2 protein-coding genes are annotated in these 1637 nt (G+C 70.7%); both read left to right on the top strand.

Going from position 1 to position 1637, the window contains the following annotated elements; translation table 11 throughout:
• Positions 1-9 precede the first annotated feature (9 nt).
• Positions 10-168, top strand: coding sequence for an IS66 family insertion sequence element accessory protein TnpB (gene tnpB / locus ACO1BU_RS37210; RefSeq protein WP_424140878.1), 159 nt, complete (start codon positions 10-12; stop codon positions 166-168).
• 66 nt (positions 169-234) lie between these two features.
• On the top strand, positions 235-1637 hold a 1403-nt coding region (tnpC, locus tag ACO1BU_RS37205; RefSeq protein ID WP_424140877.1), incomplete at its 3' end, for an IS66 family transposase.

Below are 1637 nucleotides of genomic sequence, written 5' to 3'. Positions count from 1 at the left end.
GGGATTGGAATGTCGCTCTACACGAAGCGGCTGGAACGGGGGAGGTTCGTGTGGCCGAGCGCGTCGGGTGATGTCCTCGGCATCTCCGCGGCCCAGCTCGCTTACATGCTCGACGGAATCGATTGGCGGAACCCCCGGCACACCTTCAGGCCGCAGGCTGCGGGATAGGTCACGGCGCGGCGGCGAATGAGGATTGTGCTGGCAGCGCGGCGCGCGGTCTGATTCACTCCTCTCGTGACGCCCGCGCCGGAGCAGACCAGCGACATCGAGGCGCTCCGTGCGGCGCTTGCCGCGGAGCGCGAGGCGCGTGTCGCGGCCGAGGCCCGGGCGGCTGGTGCCGAGGCGATGATCGCTCACCTGAAGCTCGTCATCGCCAAGCTTCGCCGCGACAGGTTCGGCGCCTCCTCCGAGCGCGGCCGCAAGCTGCTCGACCAGCTGGAGCTCGAGCTTGGCGAACTGGTCGCCGCGGCCAGCGAGGACGCTGCCAAAGCCGAGGGCGCGGCTGGCATGGAGGGGGGCGGCAGCCGCCCTGACAGGCCGCCCCGGGGCCAGCCGGTCCGCGCTCCTCTGCCAGCGCACTTGCCGCGCGAGCGGGTCGTCCTCCCGGCGCCGGCTGCCTGCCCCTGCTGCGGCGGCAAGCTCTCCAAGCTGGGCGAGGACATCACCGAGACACTCGAGATTGAGCCCATCCGGTGGAAGGTCATCCAGACCGTCCGAGAGCGGTTCTCGTGTCGCCGTTGCGAGGCCATCACCCAGCCGCCGGCACCCTTCCACCCCATCGCCCGTGGCCGCGCCGGGCCGAAGCTGCTGGCCATGATCCTGGAGGCCAAGTTCGGCCAGCACCAGCCGCTGAACCGCCAGAGCGAGACCTATGCCCTGCAGGGCATCGAGCTCAGCGTCTCCACCCTCTCCGACTGGGTCGGCACCTGCACCGCCAACCTGGCCCCGCTGATGGCGCTGATCGATGCCCATGTCCTCGCCGCCGAGCGGCTGCATGGCGACGACACCACCGTCCCCGTGCTGGCCCGCGGCAAGACCATCACCGGCCGGGTCTGGACCTATGTGCGCGACGACCGGCCCTTTGGCGGACCGGCACCGCCGGCCGCGATGTTCCGCTATTCCCGGGACCGGACGGCCGAGCACCCGAACCGGCACCTGGCCGGCTATGCCGGCATCCTGCAGGCCGACGCCTATGCCGGGTACAACGCCCTCTACGAGCCGGCGCGAAAACCCGGGCCCATCACCGAAGCAGCCTGTTGGGCCCATGGCCGACGCAAGCTGTTCGAGTTGGCCGAGTTGTCGCGCGCTCCGCTCGCCATCGAGGCGGTGCGGCGGATCGACGCCATCTTTGATGCCGAGCGCGCCATCAACGGGCTGCCCGCCGAGGAGCGCCTGTCCGTGCGCCAGAGGCACATGGCGCCGCTCGTCACCGCACTCGAGGCCTGGATGCGCGAGAACCGCGGCAAGCTGTCCCGCCACAACCCGGTCGCCAAGGCCATGGACTACATGCTGATGCGCTGGGAGGCCTTCACCCGGTTCCTGTCCGACGGACGGATCTGCCTCAGCAACAACGCGGCCGAGCGCGCGCTGCGCGGAGTGGCTCTCGGCCGGAAGTCGTGGCTGTTCGCCGGCAGCGA

The sequence above is a fragment of the Roseomonas chloroacetimidivorans genome, assembly GCF_049629625.1.
Taxonomy (GTDB): domain Bacteria; phylum Pseudomonadota; class Alphaproteobacteria; order Acetobacterales; family Acetobacteraceae; genus Roseomonas; species Roseomonas chloroacetimidivorans.
The sequence above is the reverse complement of the archived record's forward strand: the minus strand, read 5'-3'. Positions and strand labels throughout refer to the sequence as shown.

Bases quoted from the DNA above. Each gene is read 5' to 3' on its own strand.
- tnpB (WP_424140878.1), top strand. From the start codon at position 10: ATGTCGCTCTACACGAAGCGGCTGGAACGGGGGAGGTTCGTGTGGCCG.